The organism is Vibrio ishigakensis (assembly GCF_024347675.1).
GTDB lineage: Bacteria > Pseudomonadota > Gammaproteobacteria > Enterobacterales > Vibrionaceae > Vibrio > Vibrio ishigakensis.
In genome coordinates, this window is sequence record NZ_AP024881.1 from 1,754,256 (window position 1) to 1,776,185 (window position 21,930).

Consider the following 21,930-nt stretch of genomic DNA (forward strand, 5'->3'; position numbering starts at 1 on the left):
GGGAGCGGGAAAACTAGACCCGACAAGGCCACCAAGCAGGTTGCATATAAAAACAAGTAATTAAGATCCAATTTTAGATTTTGAGTAATTGCAATGAAGGGAGTAGCTTCTTTCGGCTACTAAAAAAACTATATATAACACGGGGTAATCACATGTTTAGTCAATTCTTCGCCAGCCTTTCTAAGGTTGGTAAGGCGTTGATGCTGCCAATAGCATCCATGCCTGCAGCAGGTATTTTATTAGGTATTGGTTCAGCCAATTTCGATATCATTCCTCCAATCGTATCGCAACTGATGGCAGAAGCCGGCGGTGCGGTATTCGGCAACCTTCCTCTTATCTTCGCTTTAGGCGTTGCTATCTCGTTTACTGAAAACGATGGTGTGGGCGCAGTAGCTGCCGGTATCGGTTACTACGTTCTAGTTGCAACGCTAAAGGTTATGGCAGGCGTTCTGGGCGTAGACCACATTGATATGGGCGTGCTAGGCGGTATCATCTCTGGTGCTGTTGGTGCGTATATGTTCAACCGCTTCTACACCATTAAGATGCCAGCGTATTTGGGCTTCTTTGCCGGTAAGCGATTCGTTCCTATCGTGACCTCTTTTGCGATGCTGTTCCTAGGTATCATCCTTGCGTTTATCTGGCAGCCAATTGGCGCAGGCATCGATGCATTCGGTCACTGGGCAACAGAGCAAAACCCAGTGCTAGCATTCTGGGCATACGGCACAGCTGAGCGTGCATTGATCCCATTCGGTCTGCACCACGTGATCAACGTTATCATCCAGCTCCAAGCGGGTGAGTTCACCAACGCCGCAGGTCAGGTGTTCACTGGCGAGATCCCACGCTTCTTCGCAGGTGACCCTAACGCAGGTAACCTAGCAGGTGGCTATCTATTCAAGATGTTCGGTCTGCCGGCAGCCGCTATCGCCATGGGTCGTGCCGCTAAGCCAGAGAACCGCGTAAAAGTAATGGGTATCATGGCATCAGCAGCCCTAACCTCATTTCTAACCGGTATCACTGAGCCAGTTGAGTTTGCATTCTTGTTCATCTCACCTGCGCTATATGTGATTCACTCTATCATCGCAGGTCTTGCTTACCCGCTATGTATCATCCTAGGTGTGAAACACGGCTATAGCTTCAGTGCAGGTCTTATCGACTATGTCACCTTCTTCGGTATCTCTACCAAAGGCTGGATGATCATCCCACTGGGTCTTGCCTATGCCGCTATCTACTACGTGGTGTTCTCTTGGTTCATCCGCAAGTTTGACCTTAAGACTCCAGGTCGTGAAGACGCGAAAGAAGAGAAGGGTCCAGCGCTTACGGGTGACGACTTCACTCGCGAACTCGTAGCAGCCTTCGGTGGTAAGCAAAACATCAAATCTACCGACGCTTGTATTACTCGCCTACGTATTCAGGTTGAAGACCAAGAAAAAGTAGACGAGGACAAACTAAAAGCACTGGGTGCTGCAGGTGTAGTGCGTGTAGGTACTGGTGTTCAAGCTATCTTCGGCGGCAACAGTGATGTGTATAAAACACAGATGCTAGACCATATGAAGAATAACTGATTGAGTTCGGTGGTCTTTTGACCCCAAATGTACAAAAAGGAGCCTTATGGCTCCTTTTTTAATGCAAGTTGGACAAACATACTGTTTATGCTGTTACTATTGCTTCAGCGACTCTAAGCAAGGAAGCACATAGCAGTTCGATGTCTATCCGTAAAATCTCCAAAGCAAGCCTAGCGACGCTAGCACTTACTGCAGTATCGAGTGCCTGCTTGGCAACCACACCCGTTAGTATTAAATACACGGTCAATCGTGCCGAGAACACCAAGAAGAACAATACCATGGTGCTTCCCTACTTCTTTTCCTCAGATACCATGGGTTTTAACCTGGGTATAGGTGGCGTAGTGCAGGGTATAGGTCAAGATCAAATGGCTATGGGTGCAACCGGTTGGGGTGGCGCTGAAAGCTATGGTTTCTCCGGAGGGATCTGGAACTACAGACCGAGCTTTTCCAATCGTACCTTTTTCTCTATTGCTGGCATGTACGCCTACTTTCCTGAGCAGCGCGCCTATACTGGCAACAAATCAACGCCTACCCCAAATGATCAGCCCCTACCGGGCAGTAGTGGTTCGAGCCAAGATCAGTTTATCGAGGGTGACGGCTTTTCCAACTGGCTCGATCTGAAAATGGAATACGTGCTTCCAATAGGCTCGCGTAAATCCGACCCTATTATCCAATACAACCTGCGTGGCGGTTTGCTAACCGATGCCCCAACGAGCACGAACTGGAATCCACTGGATAGCGGGACCACCATACTGATCCTGCGTCAGTTTAACCGCTATCAATCCTATGACGACGGCAACGGCAAGCAGAGCGGTGACGTAAATGCGGTAGAACTCGGCATCCAATACGACAACACCGACTTTGCACCCAACCCGAGTATGGGTAGCCGACAGTACCTTAGCTATACCTTTGAAGGGGCATGGTTAACCCCAGAAGATAACTGGGATGCGTTGCAATTAGATCTCAGCAAATACACCAATATAGGTGAAAGTGAATGGGCTTCTCAGCGGATCTTCGCCTTCAATTTTTGGACTGCCTACTCCCCGTCTTGGAAAGTAAAACAAGTCGGCAATGACTCCCGAATCGTGGAAGACGCCCCTCCCTATAACGAAGGTGCGACCTTAGGCGGCTACAAGCGCATGCGCGGCTACGACTCCAATCGCTTTCACGATAAGGCCAGCATCTACGCCAGCGCCGAATATCGCTACACATTAAAATACAACCCAGTGAGAGATGTAGAGTGGCTACGCTTCTTGAACCTCGACTGGTTCCAACTGGTTGGCTTTGTAGAAGCCGGTCAGGTAGCCAGTGATTACAACCTCAAAGACCTAACTAGTGATATGAAGTTCGATGGCGGCGTATCACTGCGCGCCCTTACCGCTGGCCTAGTGGTTCGCGCCGACTATGCGGTATCCGAGGAAGGTAGCTATATGTGGTTTATGATCAATCAGCCTTTCTGATTACGCCAAATAAGCACAAACACTGGCAGCAAAAACAGGCTAGTTGATACCATATCTAGATAGGTATGGTAATCGAGAAAGTTCATTAGCTGCATATACGCAAGCAGAGAAAACGCGGATAACACCCCTAGCTTGAGGTTAAGCATCCATATCTGTACTACCAGCACTAAAGCGACCGCGGTATGGGTGCTGTAATCAGAGCCAAACGATGGCCAGATATCCAACGCGATATCGACAAATCGCATCACATAGAGATAGATGGTGGAGTAGATAAGCGGTTTAGCGCAAAGCCAGAAGCCACGCTGCTGCGATTTGGCTCGCCCCATTAGTAAATACACCGCTAAAGCGAGGAGTAGCGGTGTATAGATGTCAGCAATCAGTGCCCAAGTAGATGTCTGCAATTTAGTAGTGAATAATGCCCGTCGATGATGCAGTTATATTAAAAGTTGGGAAGAAGATAAAGTCCGATGCCAAAGGATATGACACCTGCACGGTTACCGCTTGCCCTGGCTCTTTAGAAACTGGCCAATTAGTTGTAACTGTTAGATTATCTAGGCTGGCTTTGCTCTTTACATAGGTGCTGACCGTTTGCGATGTGGCCGGAGCATCCCCTACTCTAGCAGGATCAGCTCCTGCCTCTGTTCCTCTTACTACCGCATAACGAACGCCTTCTTTGGCCGCGTGAGATACCTGATTGTACATAAATATCACCACGCCCCCTTGGATGATGGAAAACATCAGAATCAAGAAGATGGGCAGCACTATGGTGAACTCGGTAATAGTGATACCGCGCTGCTTGAAGGATAAATGAGGCATTTTGATTCGATACTTCATAGGCTTACTCAACTCTCAATACTGCTGTCTCTGATAATGCGATGGTCGATGGTACTAGCTGGTAGTTCATCAGGGTTTCAAAGGTGCGTCCTACGGTGACAGATACATAACGTTCATGGCCTGAACTGCAGGTATCTAAGTCGCTCTGAACACAACCAGTAAACTTGGTAGAACCATTTACACATACGCAGTATTGCGAACTGTTCACGATAAAAATATCCGGGTTCTCTGCCGTTTTACCTAAGCTCACACCATCTTGCTTGGCAATACTCGCCATTCCAGCTGCATCAGAGATAAAACTGGTACTCTGTGCGCCATAGGCAGCCGCAGCCCTCGCGGCGGCGGCAGTGGATAGGCTGTGATACATGACGCGGCCTACATCGACAATAATCACGAAAAGAAGTATTAAGATTGGGGTTACCACGACAGTTTCTACTGCCGCAAATCCATATTGTTTATTAAAGTTGTCCATAACCTTACTCCACTAGTGTTACTTCTGAAGTAATTGGGTTCTCACCTGAACTCAGGCTCGAAATATTAAGTACCGAACTACTCGATAGGTACAGGTATTTAGAGATGATGATGGTCTGGGCACCAAATCCTGTGGAGCCACTGGTGACCTCAAAACTCTGATTGGGTAGATAGATGATTCCACTGAAGCTAGAGGAAGCACTACTATCAAAATAGTTTCTTGGTTCTGTTTCTGGCTCCGGTGATTCTGGTGCATCACGATCTGCGAAAAACAAAATACCTTCATAGCCTTCACAACTGCCGTTGCACTTTGTCGCTTCTAAATCGATAGAAGGCCCAGACTTCAACTCTATCTGCCAGTAATCTTCTTTATCTTCCTCATTACCAGTGCAAGCATCCTTGCAGGTGTTATAGATGGTTACGCCACCTGATCCCGCATTTTCAACTGAAGTATCAGACCCATCTACCGTAAAACCACCACCACGCATGACATACAAGCCATCACGCATTTTGATGTTTCCCTTGAGCAGTAACCCGCCACAATAAACACCGGGATTAATAGTAGTGTCTTCGACCTCTTTCTGACCGTCGCCAGGAGAGGTACCATGCTGGCATTCCCCATTTGTATACGAGACTGCTGGTGCCGCAATATTAGCGAGTGGATCAGCAACCTTGGTCGGTGGGTTATCGCTGTTTTTGTCCGTTGGGCAATCAGCACCCTCTACTGAGCATGTAATGGTACTGCCACTCTTATGTGTACCGCCTACCGTCTCTACTGTCGTCGCTTCGATCTTAGAGCCACTGGAAACATATAATCCATCGCTACTAGTAGAGTTAGCGACGATACCGCAGTTAGCAATCAGCTCTGAATCACTAGTCACATACAGCATCTTCTCCTTATTCTCTTCACCTAGCACATAGATGCAGTTGTTACTCACACCTACCCCCCCACGGGCAGTGGCCGAAACGCTGTAGTCAATTTGATCGATTCCGATGACGCTGAGGAAGAAACTTGGAAAGGCATCCGAGACAATCGCTCTTACCGCGCTGGTATCACCCACGTAGGCACCCGTTGTAGGCGATACCACTTGATTGCCCCCAACGGTGGAACTCTCGATAGTCACAAGGGTGTCGTCCGTGCCTGATGCAAATCCAAGCTCGGCGGCGGCAGCAAGTGCTTTAGTAGAAACGTTGCTATAGGTATCGCGCCCGTTTTTGATCTCGTAGGCGCCGGTTAGAGCGGCCGCATCGGCAGCTGTCTGAGCTTGTCGGTACTTGTAGTAGGCATAGCCAGTGTCTATGACTAGACCCGCTATGATAAGAAAAACAAGCATGGCTAAGGTGGCAAAGATGATCACTAAGCCACGTTGTTTGGAATGAATTGTGTATTGTTGCATGCCATCCTCCTGCAGTCCTTGCATTGAGGGGCTCGGTTTCACCCGTACTAAACCCTGTTTAAAGTTTAGTCAAAGTAAAAAAGTATGAGAGGTTTTATTCGCAATTAGAAGCAAGTTAGATCAACTCTAGTTTGATTATTTTGCTTCTATCAAAGGTGACACGATAGCGCTGGGTACGCTCCTTGACGCCACTTGGCTCAGTCTTTTTCTCGTGGATCTTCACCTCGATACGACCACGACGAGAAATACTTACCTTGCGCGGCTTGTTGGTCGAGGAGTACACATACATATCGCGGTTCTCACTCGGGAAGCAGTTCATCAGCGGCGTAAGGTTAATAGAGGTGTTAGTCTTAATCTTCTTAAAGCCGTTGTATTCAAAGTTCTTAAGACTCACCAACTCACGGAAGAACAAAGAGACACTCTCTTTGTTAGCGATAGCCGTTTTCGAGTTTGGCTGAGAATTAAACCAGGTCTCACCACTACCTATGTTGGTTTTTTTGTCCGGCATAGTGTATTGGGAAATCACACGAGGCTTGTTGCGGATGATCTTCTCAAACACCCACGACTTGATGCTTTCCTTAAACACATCTCGCACCACATAGAGTGCGGCGAAGGCCAGTACAAATTGCAGATCGGTATCCAGTCCCATCAAACGGAACTGGAAGATCACTACACTAAAACCGAGCATGATAAGGCCGGTAGCAATAGCAAGAGAAAGATACTTCTCCTTCTCCCCAACACGGGTGCTTTTACTGGTTACCTTCAGGGGTAGCTCAAGGAGCTTTTTCTGCAGATCAGTTTGGTTGAAAACACGAGTCAGCTTTTCTTCATCATCCGCTTCAATGCTCTTTACCGAGTAGATGTTTTCGTACATCTGGGTAATACGATACTCATCCTCAGCCATCGAAAGTTGCGCTAAATAATCACGAGCCGATTGTGCGCCCTTAATACTCTGCAAGTAAGCGGTTTGACGCAGAAGATATTGCTCAAACTCATAAGATAGGATGGCATCAACCTTGCGGAAACGCTCAAACTTCTGGTCGTCTTCAAGGTTAAAACGGCGGAATGAAGCCAAGATATTGGAATGGCCTTTAGCCTTATCAACGATCTCTTCAACCGCTTGCTCACCCTTCTCAAGATTGGTCTTAAACGAACGAATATCGTTGATAAACAGATAAGAGAACAGACTGATAGAGGTCTTATAGGAGTCGTACGGCAGATGCTCTTTTTCAAGGATCTTGATATACAAAAGCATCAAGCTGATGCTCTTGCCTTTGTGGAAACGTCGGGTCTGTAAGAAAGACTTATCGAAGAACTCGCCTGCAGAAAAGCTATCCCCTAGATCAATACTGCTCGGGATGACAAATTCTACCTTAGTTTCAGACTGCGAGTCTGCGGACAGGGTCTGCTGGATTTCAATCTTCTTCTTAGCGGTGATCTTTAGATCCAACATGGTGCGAGCTATTTTCCTTACTTTTAATATGACACTTTTATTACATCGGAATTGTACCATTCACCCGTTAAAGGTAAACAATCGATCTAGCGAATACAAATAAAAAGGCCGCATTTAACGCGACCTTAACCTTTTGTTATTTCAACCAAAACCACCAGACGATTCCGATGATGGCTAGAATACCTAATACGTTAACCAACATCTTACACCTCCGATGATTTTGGTTTAAACAATCTTAACCGATTAGCGTTGCTCACTACGGTAATCGACGACAGTGACATAGCTACACCAGCAACGATTGGGCTAAGCAGCCAACCAGTCAATGGGAACAACACGCCTGCCGCAATTGGGATACCCAGCGAGTTGTAGATAAAGGCGCCCCACAGGTTTTGCTTGATGTTCTTCATGGTAGCTTTACTGGTTTCGATTACCTGAGATACACCGTACAGCGAGCCACGCATCAGGGTTATATCCGCACTCTCGATAGCCACATCCGTGCCCTGCCCAATGGCGAAGCCCACATCTGAGCGAGCTAGCGCTGGCGCATCATTGATGCCATCACCCACCATAGCCACGACCTTACCTTGGTTCTGCATGCGCTCAACCCAAGCAAGTTTATCCTGAGGCAAAAGCTCTGCGTGGAATTCATCGATATTGGTTACCTCGGCTACCGCTCTGGCCGTCGCTGCATTATCACCGGTAAGCATCACAACCTTGATGCCCAAGTCATGCATGGCCTTGATTGCACCAACCGATTCTTTCTTAATTGGGTCCTGGATAGCCAATATGCCCAGAAGCTTATTTTGCTTAGCAAAATACACCACGGTATTTGCATCAGACTCCCAACGGTTTGCGGTTGCTGTCACTTTATCTAGCGAGACACCTTCTGAGACCATCAAACGAGCGTTGCCCAAGAAATAGGTTTCATTGTTGTAGTCACCCTTAACGCCAAGTCCAGTTAAAGACTCAAAGTTCTCCACAGCGACCGATGACCCTAAATTCAATGATTCACAGTAGCCCACAATGGCCTCAGCTAATGGGTGAGTCGAGCCCTGCTCCAATGCTTTCAGCACAGTTACAGCTTGGTCATCAAACAGCTCGGCCTCTACTACCGATGGCTTACCCTGGGTGATGGTACCGGTTTTATCTAGCACCACAACATCGATATCTGATGCGCGCTGTAAGGCATCGCCATTTCGAATAAGTCCACCAAATTCGGCAGCTTTACCCACACCTATCATGGTTGAAATTGGAGTAGCCAATCCCAGCGCACAAGGACAAGCAATAATAAGTACCGAGGTCGCTGTTACCAACATATGAATCCTTACTAGGTCGGCGCCAAAGTTATACCAGCCTAGCGCAGTCAATACTGCAATGATCATTACGCTCGGTACAAAGATGCTAGAAACCTTATCCGCAAGGTGAGCAATAGCAGGTTTAGAATTCTGCGCCTCGGTCACCATGTTGATGATCTGAGCCAATACGGTATCGCTACCAACCTTGGTCGCAACTATAGTCAGGCTCGAGTTACCATTTACTGTACCTGCTGAAACGCTATCACCTAACTCTTTGGCAACCGGAATCGGCTCGCCAGTCAACATAGACTCATCTATCAGGGCACTGCCTTCAATAATCTCACCATCCACCGGCACCTTTTCACCGGCGCGAATCACCACCTTATCGCCCGCAATTACTTGCTCGATTGGAAGCTTAACAGTCTCGCCGTCACGAATGACCAAGGCGGTCTTAGCGCGAAGATCAAGCAGACGTCTAATCGCCTGGGATGTGCGTCCTCGAGCCTTAAGCTCTAGCGCCTGACCTAGGTTAATAAGGCCAATGATCATTGCACTCGCTTCAAAATAGAGATGTCTTGCAGACTCAGGAAAGATACTCGGCATGACCACGATAACCATGGAATAGAGCCACGCACTACCTGTACCCAGAGCAACTAGGGTATCCATGTTCGCGTTACGATTGATGAACGCCTTACTTGCACCCTTAAAGTAGTGCTTACCGCAGGTTGCTAACACCGCTAGGGTAAGCAAACCTATGATGCCCCATGCAAACTGCTCAGTCCCTGTATCTACCGTCATAGAGCCGCCAAGCATGCCGTACAGCATAAGAGGCACACCTAAGCCCAAGCCCAGATAAGTTTGGCGCATCTTGTGTTTGTACTCGGCTTGCTCAGCTTGTTCTCGCTCCGCCTCCGCCTTTTCCTCATCTAAGATTTCTGTAGCACCATAGCCTGAGTTTTCGATGGCGGTGATTAGGCTCGCAGCTCCAACACTTGCATGCACCTGAGCGGTGCGGTTGGCAAAGTTGATCATCACTGAGTCCACACCTTTAACCCCATTCAAGGCTTTTTCTATGGTGTTAACGCAGCTGGCACAGGTCACCCCTTGCAGGTTCAAGCGAACCAGAGGGCTATCCGCGCTTGTGGCTACTTCCTCTGAAATTTGTTTCTCTTGAGCCGGAGCCTGCTCTGATTCAACCGCAGGCAGATAACCCAGCTTGTCGAGCTCCGACTCAATCTGTGCATCAGATAATTTGCTCTGCACCGTGATCTGCTGCGCCTCAATATCAGCTTCTAGTTCTGCTTCTGGGTCTAGTTCAACCAAAGCTTTACGTATCTTATTGACGCAGCCACCACATTTGACCTTCTGCACACTGCCAACATAGGTATTGCTGGCTACTTCAGAGGCCTTGTAGCCAAGGGATTCAACGATTTGAATCATACTGGTCACAGGCAATGAGCTTGAGATATTCGCTAGGCTTTTGTCTTCGCTCACCTCAATAGAAAAATTGGCATCTTGCTCTAGCGCCGAGCGTCGAATCTTGTTGACACAACCGCCACAGGACACGCCAGACAAGTGGATGGAATACTCATTCATCACTTTTGTTCCTCAGTCCAAGACTCTATTAAACAACAGATAGACTCACCGGTTGGTTCGCTATCAGGTAGTTCACCCCAATCAGCAAAGGTGGATTGCAACATCTGCACATGATTTTGTAGGCGTACAATCTGCGCTTGTGTCTCTTCGATCTTCTCTATCATCATTTCGCGCACTCGAGGACAAGGAGAGGTACCGTCTTCTGCCGAGGCTAAGATCTCTTCTACTTCTTTGAGACTAAAACCAATCTCTCGCGCTTGATGAATAAACTTCAGTCGTTGCAATGCATGGATATCGTATTCCTTGTATCCATTGTCAGGGTTACGCGTCGGAGTGAGTAGTCCGCGCTTTGTGTAGTAACGCACGGTATCTGAACTGACGTTGGCTCGCTTTGCTAGAACTGAAGTGATCATACGATTATCCGCTGTTGATTCTGTTGTTGATAGGGTCAGTTTAAAACCTAGGTGTAGCTCCTAGGTCAAGCTTAATTTGAAAAGTATCCAATCACCATGATCACGATAAAAATCGCGGCGATAAGTTTAAACAGCAAGCCTAGTTGCTTGGTGCCCCCATTAGGTGCTTGATTACAACATCCCATGACTTTCCCCTTGGTTGATTTAGAGAATATGGGTGCAGTTTAAAAGCTGTGTGTAGGTCTCAGGTCAACAGCAAATTTTGGAAAAACTTAATTGACCTAATTGAAAAAGGTGAGATATAACAAAAGAAGTTTCATATAGGTGTATTTCATGGCAAACAAAATTAATAATCAGAGCATAATCAGTATCTTGCTGACCTTATGTCTGCTTTTTGCCAGCACCATGAGTATCGCCAACACATCAGTTGTTCATCATCAAAGCTCAGATATTCAATCTAGCCTCAGCCATGATTGTTGTGACAAGGTTTCAGCGCAAAGCATGGAACACTGCTTTGGAAGCACCCATAACTGCGGTGGCCAGGTATGCGGAACGCTACTCTCCTTACCAAGCACAGTTTATAGCTTCACATTTACCGAGCCTAAACCCTTTAGACTAGTGCCAAGCAAAAGCGAACAATTACCTGAGTTTACTCAGCAATTGCTGCGCCCCCCGATCGCTTAATTCTCCAATCTAAACCCCAAAATCCACACTACTTAACTAACATTTTTATTAGGGCGAGTCCGTATAACACTCACCCATTCGGAGAATTATTATGAAATCTGTAAACAAGATTGTTCTATCTGTATCCCTACTTTTTACTAGCCTCAGTTATGCTGCAAAATTTGATGTCGAAATGTACAAATCACCTCAGTGCGGTTGTTGCACCGAGTGGGCTGAAATCCTAGAAGCAAAAGGCTACCAAGTGGAGATTCACGAGCAAAATCAATGGAATGATGTGAAGCAGAAATTTGGAATGCCAGCCAAGATGACCTCATGCCACACTGCCATCATTGATGGATACCTTATCGAAGGCCACGTGCCTGAGCGTGAGATAGCTCGATTACTCAAAGAGCGCCCGGAAGGGGTTAAAGGGCTTGCCGCTCCGGGTATGCCTATGCATTCGCCAGGTATGGCTCGCGAGGGAGAGGCCTACCGTGACTTCGATGTCATCGCCTTTACCGATGAGGGTAGCTTTGTTTACGCCAGCTACTAACACTAAAAAACTGTCTTAACCTCTACTATCGCCGATGCCATGCATCGGCGTTTTTTTGTTCTTCTCGGATTAGAGGGGGGCGTAAATCTCCTTCTAAGCCAGTCCCCCTCCGAGCGATTGATTCACAAGGCCGCGGTGAACCCCTCCGTGGGCGCTTGGCGCTCGCCTCCTTGCGAGCGACACATTGCTCCATCAATCGCTCTCCAGCGTCAGCATCGGTGGGAACCCCATCTTAGCAAGGCTCAAATATCCCAGAGTAGTGAGTGGCAGGCTGTGATGCAGGGCAAGTGTTTGAGGCAAGGATGCCGAAACCAAGCCTACATGGAGGTATTTACGGCGACTTGCCATGCGTCACTGGCAGAGTGAGCACACGAATCTGAAGTTGTAGTTGCTCCCGCTAATCTGAGATGAACCTTTTTTACCCCGAAAGCCGATCTTCTGCACACTTGCATTTACGAAAACTGTAAATGTGTAAATTTAAATTGACGATCGATTTCAATGTGTTATTTCTATAGCTTATTGACAAGAACTATTGGATATAAGGGACATGGAAAGCACGCTAGACACCCAACAAAAACCATCACGCGTAAATAATTTTTTACGTTCACTAGGACCAGGCATCATGGCCGCAGCTGCAGCTGTTGGCGGTTCTCACCTAGTTGCCTCCACCAAAGCCGGTGCCATCTATGGTTGGCAATTGGCGGCGCTGATCCTGCTGGTAAACCTTTTCAAATACCCATTCTTTAAAGCAGGCGTTCAGTACACGGTTGGCACCAAAAACAGTCTAGTAGAGGGCTATGCAAAGCTTGGTCGCCCTTACCTAGTAGTTTTCGCTCTTCTTAGCGTGATATCTGCCGTGGTAAATACAGCCGCGCTTCTGATGTTCAGTGCCAGCCTACTGAAGTACTTTATTCCGTTTGACCTCTCTATGCCGGTACTGTGCATAATCGTGCTTCTAACCTGTCTAACCATTTTATTTGTCGGTCACTATAAGGCATTGGATGTGCTGTCTAAGGGCATCATGGCTGTGCTAACGGTAGCAACCCTTGCAGCGGTCTTTATCGCTATTGGCAAGCCAGCTCCAGTGCAAGCTGCTGACTTCGTTGCTCCATCTCCTTGGACGCTAGCGGCGGTTGGCTTTATTGTAGTAACCATGGGCTGGATGCCCGCACCTATTGAGATTTCTAGCCTTACCTCTATGTGGCTGAAAAGTCAGTGTAAAGGCCAAGAGGTAACAGCTAAGTCAGCACTGTTTGACTTCAACGTTGGCTATATCGGCACCGCTGTACTAGCTATCGTATTCCTGTCGCTAGGTGCGCTGTTGATGCACGGCACCGGCATTGAATTACAAAAATCAGGCGTTGGCTTCTCGCATCAGTTGGTTGGCCTGTACGCTAGCACTATCGGTGAGTGGTCTCGATACCTGATCGCGGTTATCGCTTTCTTCTGTATCTTTGGCAGTACCATTACAGTAATCGATGGCTACGCTCGCGTTATCACTGAATCTCAGCGTTTGCTTACTAAGAAAGAAACAATCGCACCTGTGACTAACCAAGTTTGGATGTTTGCCATCTCAGTGGTTGCGCTATGCATAGTGGTATTCCTAGCCAAGGCGCTTCTGCCTATGTTGGACTTCGCTATGGTATTGGCCTTTATCACCACACCATTCTTTGCACTATTGAACTACATCTTGGTAACCCGCACACCACTACCTGCTGAGCTAGCGGTAGGTCCGAAGTTAAAGGCATTGTCTATTGTCGGCCTGGTCTATCTGTTTGGCTTCCTAGCACTGTTCGTTTGGTGGAAGTGGATAATGTAAAACGCATAAAAGGTTTGTGATTAGCTCCGCAGTCGCGGAGCTTTTTATTTGTCATTGTTATGATTGGTTTTGCTAAGCATACGTAACCATGGCAAAATCAAACTCGCTCTTTTGTATTACAATTTAACGGAATCACTATGGGACTACTCGACCAACTGCTGTTCTCTATCTCAGTCACAGGACCTATCTGTCTGATTCTCGTTATGGGTGTAGTGCTAAAGCGCACTGAGGTAATCAATGATGAGTTTATTCAAGGAGCGTCAACCTTAGTCTTCAAGGTCACCCTACCCACTATGCTGTTCTTAAGCTTAGTGGAATCTGATCACGACTTTGCCAGTAGCCTATCGCTGGTGAGTTTCAGTGTCGGCAGTAACATACTGTTTTATCTATTCTGTGCGATTGTTGTTGGACTGATTCTAAAGCAGCACGCAGATAAAGGGGTGGTAATTCAAGGCGGGTTTCGCGCCAATACCGGAATCATCGCCCTTGCCTATGTGGCGAACCTCTACGGTAATGATGGACTTGCAACGGCAGCTATCTATGTGGCGGCGACTACCTTGCTCTACAATGTGCTCGCGGTGATTTGCCTAACTCCAAAAGATGGAAATTCCAGCAATGGTAAGACGCCAAGCCCGCTAAAAACCATTGGTAAAAGTATTACAAGCAACCCACTTATCATCTCGATAATTGCAGGCTTTACGTATTCAACACTAGGTTTACCTATCCCTAAGATTGCCTCAGATGCAGGCCACTATTTTGCCAGTATGACACTGCCTCTGGCACTTTTGTGCACCGGTGGCTCTCTTGATCTTAAGTCGCTCAAACACGACACCGCACCTACTTGGTTAGCATCGTCACTTAAGCTTATCGCTATGCCACTACTGTGTGTTGTAGCCGCCTATTTACTAGGCTTTAGCGGCCAGGCGCTTGGTATCATATTCTTTATGACCTGCTCTCCAACTGCAGCAGCCAGCTATGTCATGGCGCGCGCTATGGGAGGTAATTCTACCTTAGCGGCAAACATCATTGCCTTGACTACTATTGCCTCGGTGATTACCACCACTATCGGTTTGATCATCCTAAACAGCCTAGAGCTTCTCTATTAACGCTATAGACGAAATCAAAGTTTCCGAACCCTAGTACTTCATCCACCAGACTGCCTATGATAACAATAAAGTTTATATTTCTCAGATGGATAGGAGTTAGTAAATGAAAAAACTAGGACTCATTGGTGGTACTTCTTGGCACTCTACTTTGGAATATTATTCCGATATAAACCAAGGGGTTAATGAGCATTATAAGAGCAATACCAATCCACCACTTCGATTGATCAACCTTAATCAGAAACAACTTCATGATCTACAACGTGAAAACGATTGGGACGCTATCGCCAATATCTTTGGTGAAGCAGCAATAGAGCTAGAAAGCGTTTCTGTGGATGCCATTGCGCTATGTGCAAACACACCACATAAGGTATTCGACCAGCTTCAACAGAGTGTAAGCTGTCCAATCATCCATATCGCTGATGCCATTGGTGAGCATCTAAACGCGAACGAGTTCCAGAAGGTAGGCTTGCTGGGCACTCGCTTTACTATGTCTGAGGATTTCATCAAGGGCAGGTTAAGTGCAGAGTATGAAATAACGACTTTGGTTCCTTCGAAGGCAGAGCAAGAGCAAATCCAACAACTACTCTATAGCAAACTATCCATTGGGGTATATGACGATGAAACCCGAGAGATTTTCCTGAAGGTAATAAATAATCTTGCCGAACAAGGGGCTCAAGCGGTTATACTAGGTTGTACCGAGTTTCCGCTGCTACTAAAAGACTCAAAATCCCCTATTCCTGTTGTTGATTCGCTACAATGTCATACTAAGAGTCTGATTAGCTTCATCTTAAGCGATTAGGCTTTAAAGACTATTTTGACAGGAGCAAATCAGATCGGATGCACGAGAAACTCAGAAGAAAGAAGATTAAATGGCGACAAACGGGAGAAGCTCCAGACTATCGATTCTCCCTTGCCAATGAACGTACCTATCTTGCTTGGATACGCACAGCCCTCGCTCTATTAGCCGGCGCCATTGCCGTGGACCAGCTGACTCCTGATCTTGCCAACCCCGTTGTGCGTGGCATTCTCTCTGCCTTTCTTTGTGCCTGTTCAGGGCTGCTCGCCATCTTTGCCTACCGAAGATGGGCAGCGAATGAAGCCTCGATGAGGAAAAAAGAAGAGCTCAAGTACACCAGCTTTCTTAAGGTCATTAGCGGAGTGGTGGTCTGTTTTACCCTCGCCCTTGTTTTGGTCATCTCTCTATGAGTGATAGAGACCCCGGCCTGCAACCCGAACGCACCTGGATGTCTTGGTTTCGAACCGTACTTTTGATGTTCGGTATGAGCCTTATCCTGATTAAGTCAGGTGAGCACCTAGAGCAACGGATTTTTGAGGTTCTTGGTGTGGTTATGCTGGTGCTTGCGGTGCTCGGCATTCTCTATAATCGTAAACGATTCTCCCAACCCTTTGCCAATCATATGGCCGTTTCTGATATGGAAGTGACGGTTAAAAAGGTGCTATCTGGCGCTATCCTTATCGCATCTTGCTCCTATGGTATTTATACCCTTAGCCAAATGGCTGCTATCTAAAGTCTTGTATATTGTTAGTCATGGACCGCAGTGCTAACATTTGTACACACACATCGAAGATAGATAGCTATGGATACCAGAATTCAATTCAGAGTCGATGAAGAGACCAAACGTCTGGCTCAGCAAAGAGCGGAAAGCCAAGGTCGAACCTTAAGCGATGCATGTCGAGAACTCACTGAATCATTGGCAGAAGAACAGCGCCAAGCGATGTCACAAGAAACTTGGTTGACCGAGCAGGTGAATGAAGCCTTTGCCAAATATGACGAAGGTAAGGCCGTATTCCATAACCACGACTCAGCTAAAAGCCTTATTGAACAACGCAAGGCTAAGATTCGAAACCGAGACAAGTAATGATTTTCTGGGAAGAAAAGTCGCTTGATGATAGAGAAAAGATCTTCGAGTTTCTTTACGACTTTAATCCAATAGCAGCAGAACGAACCGACGAACTCATTGAGCAGAATGTAGAACAGTTAAAGTCACACCCAGAAATGGGTGTACAACGTGATAGTATCCGCGGTCGGCTGTTAATCATCCCAGAGATATCCATGATCGTCTCTTACTGGAAAGATGATACCAACATCCGAGTGATGCGTGTTCTGCATCAAAAGCAGAAATTCCCTTGGACATAAAAGGTACATCGCAGATTAGAGAGGATCGTTAAAATTCCTTCTGAGCCAGTCACTCCCTCCGAGCGATTGATTCACAAGGCCGCGGTGAACCCATCCTTGGGCGCTTGACGCTCGCCTCCCTGCGAGCGACACCTTGCTCCATCAATCACTCTCCAGGAGTTGTGAGCGACAGGCGTTGTTGCAGGGCAAGTGTTTGAGGCATGGATGCCGAAACCAAGCCTACAGGGAGGTATTTACGGCGGCTTGCCATGCATCACTAGCAGAGTGGGTACGCCAACCTGAAGTCATAGTTGTTCCCGCTAATCTGCGATGAACCAAATAAAAAGCACACACCACCTTAGGCAGCATGTGCTTAATTCATAAAGTATTTTACCTAAACACCCACGCTTTCAGCCCGCTGTGATTTCAGTTGCAGCAGGAATATACCTAGCACGAGTGCCGCACCAAGAATACCGAGGTTATAAGGGTTCAGTAGCAATAGCGGAATCGCAATAAAGGCCACCACTCTCTCTACTAGCTTCAGGCTCTTCAATAGATACCCTTCGATACTAATCGCTACCGCAATAATGATGGCTAGAGTTTGTGCCACTGATAGAAGCACAGCCACGACGCCATCCTGAGTATTCACTATGTCCGTATAGGCCATCATGATTGGAATGATGAATAGACCGCCAGCAAGCTTAAACGCCTCAACTGACGAGCGCATTGGGTTGGCGTTTGCTACACCCGCACCAGCAAATGCAGCTAGCGCAATCGGCGGTGTTACGTTCGAGGTTTGAGATAGCCAGAATACGATAAGGTGCGCGGTTAGGAGCGGCAAACCAAAGTCGGTCAGCATAGGCACCGCCATTACCGCTAGTACGATATAAGCGGCGGTAACTGGAAGTCCCATACCTAGAATCAGCGCAACGATACTGATAAGACCCAAAGCCACTAGCATCTGACCACCGGAGAAGTCCATCACAAACTGAGTGAACTGCAGGCCGATACCCGTCTGTCCAACTACACCTACGATAATGCCCGCTGCGCCACATGCTGCCGAGATTGGCAGGGCCAGTAGCGCACCGTTTTTCATACCCAGCAAAAACTGTGAGAAGTTGATTCGGCTGTGCTTACGCATCGAAGCCACTACTAGAATAGCGGCACAACCTGCGACACCTACCAGTAGAGGCGAGTAAGCCATCATGAGTAGCACAGTGATCAGTACAAGCGGGACCAGGTGGTGCGCACCGTGCTTCATCACCTCAATCACGGCTTCAGTGCGACTAGCTGCTTTAAGATCCAGCTTGCACGCCATCAAATGCACATAAAACAGGGTACAGAAGAAGTACAAGATAGCCGGAGCAATAGAGGCAAACATGATGTCGCTGTATGGCACACCAGTAAACTGCGCCATTACAAACGCGCCCGCCCCCATGATAGGTGGCATGATCTGACCACCTGTCGAGGCAGCGGCTTCAATACCGGCTGCTTGCTCAGGCTTGTAACCTAGCTTCTTCATCATAGGGATGGTGATAGACCCGGTGGTTACTGTATTGGCGATAGCTGAGCCTGAAATAGAACCCAGACCTGCCGAGGCGAGCACTGCCGCTTTCGCTGGTCCGCCACGGTATTTACCGGCGATGGAAAATGCCAGATCAATAAAGAACTTACCGGCGCCGGTTACCTCAAGGAAAGCGCCAAAGAGTACAAAGATAAATACTGTGGTCGCAGCGATACCTAGGGCTGAACCAAAAATACCGTTGGCAGAGAAGATCTGGAACTGGATCAGCTCTTGAAGGCTGTAGGTCTTGGTTGCAAAGGCGCTTGGTAGCATATCCCCAAACATGGAATAGCTAAGAAATAGCATGGCAATAAGCACCATAACCAAACCGACAGTGCGGCGACACCCTTCCATCAGCAGTGCAATCAAGGCGATGCCTGCGGCCATATCTAGGTCAGAAAGGCCATAAAAGAGATAGTCGATATCGTTATAGTCGAACACCGTCATGCGATAGGCAGCAAATACCACCAAGGCACTTAGCGCGACATCAAACACCCTACCCGGCAGGTAGAGCTTGCTATGAGGGTTTTTAATCAGTGGGTAGTGCAAAAAGATCAGCACTAGCACCCAACACAGATGTATTGGACGAAAATAGGTTGCAGAAATGGTTGAGGTAATACCCTGCCAAATTTGGAACACCGAGAGCGCGACCGCAACGGTCAGCACCAAATACCCAAGCATCTGCGTCAGCTTGTGGTACGGCAAATTTGATTCTTTATCAGTGACAACTTCCATATAGTTCACTCTGGCTGGTTGGGTTTTAATACAGAAAAAGCAAGACTCTAGTTAGAGCCTTGCTTTAGTAGAGCTAAATTATTGTGCAACAGAGTCTAGATATTTCTTCGCACCTTCGTGTAGAGGCACACCTTGCAGACGCTCAGCGTTTGCTGGAGTAGTCATCTCAGCCATCTTAACGACCTTGCGAACCTCTTCCATGTTCTCGTATGCCGCCTTGGTTAGGTTAAACGCCATCTCTTCATCCATGTTCGCGTTAACCACAAGTACGTTCCATACGCTCAAAGTCGATACTTCACCTACGTTGTTGTAAACGTTCGCTGGGATGTCATAAGAGCTGTACGCTGGGTTCTGCTCAATGAATGCCTTGCTCTCAGCATCTGAGATAGAAAGCACCTTGATCTTATGAGTCAGGGCAACCTGAGTTACTGCGCCAACACCTTGACCACCAACGATAAAACCAGCATCAACCTGCCCGTTCGCTAGCGCATTTGTGGTTTCAGAGTAGTTTAGGTAAACCGCTTTGATGTCGTTCTTCACATCGATACCGATAGACTCAAGCAGTGCTGCTGAAGTTACCGCAGTACCGCTTCCTGGTGCGCCAAGAGAAACGCGCTTACCTTTAAGGTCTGCTAGAGAGTTGATGCCTGAGTTATCTAAAGTCAATGTATGCACTAGGTTTGGATACAGTGCGAAAAGGGTTTTCACTGGCATCTTTTTAGGGAATTTGCCTTCACCTTTATAAGCATCCAGCACTACGTTGCCCATTGCAATACCAGCAATCATGTCACCGCGAACCACTTTGATGGTATTTTCAACAGAAGCTGCTGTTACCTCAGCTTTTGCGTTTACATCCGGCACATGCTCACTCCATACCTTTGCCAGAGCACCACCAAATGGATAGTAGATACCGCTTTGACCGCCAGTACCGATTGAGTAGTTTGCTGCGCTCGCAACAAACGGCAGCATAGCCAACACTGCCCCAAGAAATTTACGTTTTAACACTATCTTCTCCTTGATATAAATACGTATGCAATCGAGCCTGCATGCGTAGCTAGTTATTCAAGATACGAGAATACTGATGTGTTTAAAGGCGTCCATTTTTGCAAACTATAAATGTGAGCAAAATGTAACTATTTGAAATACAAGTGTGAACAATAGCTCATTTATGAACTTTATAATATTGGTCAGCCATATCGCTTCTCAAACGCCTGAACCAAGAAATCAATCAATAAGCTGATGCGCTTTGGCTGATGCAAACGGCTGGCATAGATAAGGTTCAAATCCGCACTGTCTAGGTTTAGATGATTAAAGTTCACCTTAAACCCTTGTAAAACTGGCACTAATATCCCATTGGCCAAGTCTTGCTTTACATCCAGATTAGACTTAAGCGCTATACCCTGCCCCTGGCTTGCCCAGTAGCGAATCACCTCACCATCATCGGAGAGCATGGCTGGTTCTACCGTAATGGAATATTGATCCTGCTTATCTTTAAAGTGCCAGTTTCTCAGTGCTTCGTTGTTTCGCATCATTACCAAACAGCGGTGGTCTTTAAGCTCACTCGGCGAGCGTAAGGGTGCATAATTTTTCAGATAATCAGGAGATGCCACCAGTAAGCGATGACTCTTTGCTAACTTGCGACTAATAAGAGAACTGTCCGGCAGATCCCCATAGCGGATAATCAGATCCATACCCGCCTCGGTGACATTAAACAGGTGGTCATGGAAGTTGAGCTGTGGGGTTACATTTGGATAGAGAGTGCAGAACTCGGATAAAAGTGGCAATAATATCTGTTTGGCCACATCCTTGGGCGCGCTGATCTTAATCGTACCTCGCACATCATCCGACTGATGAGTGAGCACATTCTCAAGCTCAGCTACCTGCTCTAGTATCTGCTGACACTGACGATAATACTCAGCACCAGAGTCGGTCAATGAGATATGGCGCGTGGTACGTTGCAATAGTTTTACCCCGTAGCGCTGCTCGATAGCCTTCAGTCGTGTGGTCACTGTTGCTGCCGACAAGCCCAATTGATTCGCGGCTCCTACCAAGCTTAAGTTGTCCACAATAGCGACAAACATTCGCATATCCTGAAGCTTATCCATACTCATACCATTATTAAAAATTATTGAATAGTTAATTCAAATTTTTGCTAATTATTAAAATAATAACAAGCAGTATTATCTGCTCCATACCAAACAGTTGGAGCGGAACATGAACAAATTTATTGTCGTCGGCGGCACATCCGGCATCGGCAAAGCACTAGCAGATACCCTCGAAAAACAAGGTCATGAAGTCATCGTCGGCAGTCGTCGAGCTGGTCTAAATATTCAAGACAATCAATCTATTCAGAACTTCTTCAAAAACGCGGGAGAGTTCGACCACCTCATTATCACCGCTGGCTCTTATGCCCCGAGCGGTGGGGTTAAAGAGCTAGACCTTGTCGAGGCAGCAGATGCCTTCGATACCAAATTCTGGGGAAGCATGCGCCTAGTTCAGCAAGCTATCCCTTACCTAAAAGGCTCAATTACCCTTACCTCTGGCATGCTGTCTCGAAAACCGGTGGCAAATACCTTAGTAAAAACCGCCGCCAATGCTGCCCTCGAAGCAAGTGCAAAGGTACTGGCAAAAGAGTTAGCTCCAATCCGAGTTAACGTAGTCAGCCCCGGCCTTACTCAAACAGAAGCCTATTCAGGCATGAGTGAAGATTCTCGCCAAGCCATGTTCGAAAACGCATCTAAGTCTCTGCCTTTAGGCAAAGTCGCCACTGCAGATGATCTGGTAGGCGGCTATCTGCTGGCAATAGAGAATCCTGTAATCACAGGTTCAGTTATCGATATCAATGGCGGCGCACTGCTGTAAGGAGCATATG

Annotated in this window: 22 protein-coding genes; 12 read left to right on the forward strand and 10 right to left on the reverse strand. The window is 47.2% G+C overall.

Going from position 1 to position 21,930, the window contains the following annotated elements; translation table 11 throughout:
* Nucleotides 1-152 precede the first annotated feature (152 nt).
* Entirely contained in the window at nt 153-1,562 is a 1,410-nt protein-coding gene (gene ptsG, locus Pcarn_RS07915) for a PTS glucose transporter subunit IIBC (protein WP_261833325.1), read from the forward strand.
* Between the two features lie 140 nt (nt 1,563-1,702).
* Nucleotides 1,703-3,022 (forward strand): BamA/TamA family outer membrane protein, encoded by a 1,320-nt coding sequence (locus tag Pcarn_RS07920; protein ID WP_261833326.1) that lies wholly within the window; start codon nt 1,703-1,705, stop codon nt 3,020-3,022.
* Here Pcarn_RS07920 and Pcarn_RS07925 read toward each other — a convergent pair.
* The 7 genes from Pcarn_RS07925 to Pcarn_RS07955 form a co-directional block, all read right to left on the reverse strand.
* Nucleotides 3,010-3,423, reverse strand: a complete 414-nt coding sequence (locus tag Pcarn_RS07925; RefSeq protein WP_261833327.1) for a hypothetical protein — start codon at nt 3,421-3,423, stop codon at nt 3,010-3,012. The two genes, Pcarn_RS07920 and Pcarn_RS07925, sit on opposite strands and share 13 nt — an antisense overlap.
* Nucleotide 3,424: 1 nt before the next feature.
* On the reverse strand, nt 3,425-3,838 hold the full coding sequence (locus Pcarn_RS07930) for a TadE/TadG family type IV pilus assembly protein (protein ID WP_261833328.1): 414 nt from the start codon (nt 3,836-3,838) through the stop codon (nt 3,425-3,427).
* 22 nt (nt 3,839-3,860) lie between these two features.
* Complete coding sequence (locus tag Pcarn_RS07935) at nt 3,861-4,328, reverse strand: TadE family protein (protein WP_261833329.1); 468 nt, start codon at nt 4,326-4,328, stop codon at nt 3,861-3,863.
* 4 nt (nt 4,329-4,332) lie between these two features.
* Entirely contained in the window at nt 4,333-5,724 is a 1,392-nt protein-coding gene (locus Pcarn_RS07940; RefSeq protein WP_261833330.1) for a pilus assembly protein TadG-related protein, read from the reverse strand.
* Nucleotides 5,725-5,839: 115 nt separating this feature from the next.
* On the reverse strand, nt 5,840-7,177 hold the full coding sequence (locus Pcarn_RS07945; protein ID WP_261833331.1) for a hypothetical protein: 1,338 nt from the start codon (nt 7,175-7,177) through the stop codon (nt 5,840-5,842).
* Between the two features lie 203 nt (nt 7,178-7,380).
* Complete coding sequence (locus tag Pcarn_RS07950; RefSeq protein ID WP_261833332.1) at nt 7,381-10,068, reverse strand: heavy metal translocating P-type ATPase; 2,688 nt, start codon at nt 10,066-10,068, stop codon at nt 7,381-7,383.
* Nucleotides 10,068-10,481, reverse strand: a complete 414-nt coding sequence (locus tag Pcarn_RS07955; protein WP_261833333.1) for a MerR family transcriptional regulator — start codon at nt 10,479-10,481, stop codon at nt 10,068-10,070. The genes Pcarn_RS07950 and Pcarn_RS07955 overlap by 1 nt, the downstream gene beginning before the upstream one ends.
* A gap of 333 nt (nt 10,482-10,814) precedes the next feature.
* Here Pcarn_RS07955 and Pcarn_RS07960 point away from each other — a divergent pair, with 333 nt between their 5' ends.
* From Pcarn_RS07960 to Pcarn_RS08000, 9 genes are all read left to right on the forward strand, one after another.
* Nucleotides 10,815-11,165: a hypothetical protein gene (locus Pcarn_RS07960; protein ID WP_261833334.1), complete on the forward strand. Its 351-nt coding sequence runs from the start codon at nt 10,815-10,817 to the stop codon at nt 11,163-11,165.
* A 91-nt stretch (nt 11,166-11,256) separates the two neighbouring features.
* Nucleotides 11,257-11,697 carry a DUF411 domain-containing protein gene (locus tag Pcarn_RS07965; protein WP_261833335.1) on the forward strand — a complete coding sequence of 147 codons (441 nt, stop codon included), beginning with the start codon at nt 11,257-11,259 and terminating at the stop codon, nt 11,695-11,697.
* A 547-nt stretch (nt 11,698-12,244) separates the two neighbouring features.
* Nucleotides 12,245-13,516 (forward strand): NRAMP family divalent metal transporter, encoded by a 1,272-nt coding sequence (locus Pcarn_RS07970; protein WP_261833336.1) that lies wholly within the window; start codon nt 12,245-12,247, stop codon nt 13,514-13,516.
* Between the two features lie 137 nt (nt 13,517-13,653).
* Nucleotides 13,654-14,622, forward strand: a complete 969-nt coding sequence (locus Pcarn_RS07975) for an AEC family transporter (protein ID WP_261833337.1) — start codon at nt 13,654-13,656, stop codon at nt 14,620-14,622.
* Nucleotides 14,623-14,725: 103 nt separating this feature from the next.
* The gene (locus Pcarn_RS07980; RefSeq protein ID WP_261833338.1) at nt 14,726-15,421 is read left to right on the forward strand and encodes an aspartate/glutamate racemase family protein; all 696 of its coding nucleotides are present in this window, start codon (nt 14,726-14,728) and stop codon (nt 15,419-15,421) included.
* A gap of 38 nt (nt 15,422-15,459) precedes the next feature.
* Entirely contained in the window at nt 15,460-15,828 is a 369-nt protein-coding gene (locus tag Pcarn_RS07985; protein WP_315972673.1) for a YidH family protein, read from the forward strand.
* On the forward strand, nt 15,825-16,151 hold the full coding sequence (locus Pcarn_RS07990; RefSeq protein WP_261833339.1) for a DUF202 domain-containing protein: 327 nt from the start codon (nt 15,825-15,827) through the stop codon (nt 16,149-16,151). The genes Pcarn_RS07985 and Pcarn_RS07990 overlap by 4 nt, the downstream gene beginning before the upstream one ends.
* A gap of 69 nt (nt 16,152-16,220) precedes the next feature.
* Nucleotides 16,221-16,502, forward strand: coding sequence for a DUF1778 domain-containing protein (locus Pcarn_RS07995; RefSeq protein ID WP_261833340.1), 282 nt, complete (start codon nt 16,221-16,223; stop codon nt 16,500-16,502).
* Complete coding sequence (locus Pcarn_RS08000; protein ID WP_261833341.1) at nt 16,502-16,780, forward strand: type II toxin-antitoxin system RelE/ParE family toxin; 279 nt, start codon at nt 16,502-16,504, stop codon at nt 16,778-16,780. Before Pcarn_RS07995 ends, Pcarn_RS08000 begins: the two co-directional genes overlap by 1 nt.
* A 373-nt stretch (nt 16,781-17,153) precedes the next feature.
* Here Pcarn_RS08000 and Pcarn_RS08005 read toward each other — a convergent pair whose 3' ends face one another.
* The 3 genes from Pcarn_RS08005 to Pcarn_RS08015 form a co-directional block, all read right to left on the reverse strand.
* A complete protein-coding gene (locus tag Pcarn_RS08005; protein ID WP_261833342.1) occupies nt 17,154-19,058 on the reverse strand; it encodes a TRAP transporter permease in 1,905 nt (634 codons plus the stop codon).
* Between the two features lie 78 nt (nt 19,059-19,136).
* Nucleotides 19,137-20,063 carry a TAXI family TRAP transporter solute-binding subunit gene (locus Pcarn_RS08010; protein ID WP_261833343.1) on the reverse strand — a complete coding sequence of 309 codons (927 nt, stop codon included), beginning with the start codon at nt 20,061-20,063 and terminating at the stop codon, nt 19,137-19,139.
* 182 nt (nt 20,064-20,245) lie between these two features.
* Nucleotides 20,246-21,163, reverse strand: a complete 918-nt coding sequence (locus Pcarn_RS08015) for a LysR family transcriptional regulator (protein WP_261833344.1) — start codon at nt 21,161-21,163, stop codon at nt 20,246-20,248.
* A gap of 109 nt (nt 21,164-21,272) precedes the next feature.
* On the opposite strand from Pcarn_RS08015, the gene Pcarn_RS08020 reads away from it, so the two are divergent.
* Complete coding sequence (locus Pcarn_RS08020; RefSeq protein WP_261833345.1) at nt 21,273-21,920, forward strand: SDR family oxidoreductase; 648 nt, start codon at nt 21,273-21,275, stop codon at nt 21,918-21,920.
* The last annotated feature ends 10 nt before the right edge of the window (nt 21,921-21,930 follow it).